The following is a 796-nucleotide window of genomic DNA, read 5'->3' as shown; positions in this document are numbered from 1 at the left end:
ATTCTTGCTGGTGCTGGTCCCGTCGAGGACACGCGCCCGGCGCGCCTGTCGCCAAAGGCTGATGCGATCCTGGCGCTGGGCGGGATCAGCATTTCTTTTGGTGGCGTCATGGCATTGCGGGATGTCGACCTCGAGGTCAAAAGCCGCGAGATCCGCGCTGTGATCGGTCCCAATGGCGCCGGCAAATCCTCGCTGATCAACATCATCAGCGGCCTCTATCACGCCGATCAGGGCAAGATCGCGATCGATGGCCAGTCCTTCTCCCGGGTGTCGGCAAGCCGTCTGGCACGGCTCGGCGTCGCGCGCACCTTCCAGAACCTGGCACTGTTCGGTGGGCTTTCAGTGCGCGACAACATCGCGTCGGGCCGCGTCCACACCCGGCGCGCCAGCTTTGTCGAACATATCGCCGGTCTACCGCGCGCCCGGCGCGAAGATGCCGCGATCGCTGAAAAGGTCGACCAGACAATCGCCTTCCTGCATCTCGAGGCCGTCGCCGATCGCCTGGTCGCAACGCTGCCCTACGGCCTGCAGAAGCGGGTCGAACTGGCGCGCGCGCTTGTCGCCGAGCCGAAGATCCTGCTGCTCGACGAGCCGATGGCCGGCATGACGGCGACCGAGAAGGCCGAGATGGCCGGTTTCGTGCGCGCAGCGCGCGACCGGCACGACGTCACCATCATCCTCATCGAACACGACATCGGCGTGGTCATGGGGCTCTCCGACCGCGTCGCCGTGCTCGACTACGGCCGCAAGATCGCCGACGGGACACCGGCCGAGGTCAGGGCCAATCCGGCGGTGA

General features: G+C 66.2%; 1 protein-coding gene. It reads left to right on the top strand.

From position 1 onward, the window contains the following. Positions 1 to 45: 45 nt before the first annotated feature. The coding region (locus tag NKH90_RS34645; RefSeq protein ID WP_352823822.1) for an ABC transporter ATP-binding protein at positions 46 to 796 on the top strand (751 nt) is incomplete at its 3' end.

This window comes from Mesorhizobium sp. M0898 (assembly GCF_040319695.1).
GTDB lineage: Bacteria > Pseudomonadota > Alphaproteobacteria > Rhizobiales > Rhizobiaceae > Mesorhizobium.
Note: the sequence above shows the minus strand (reverse complement) of the source record. Positions and strands in the feature narration are given on the sequence as shown.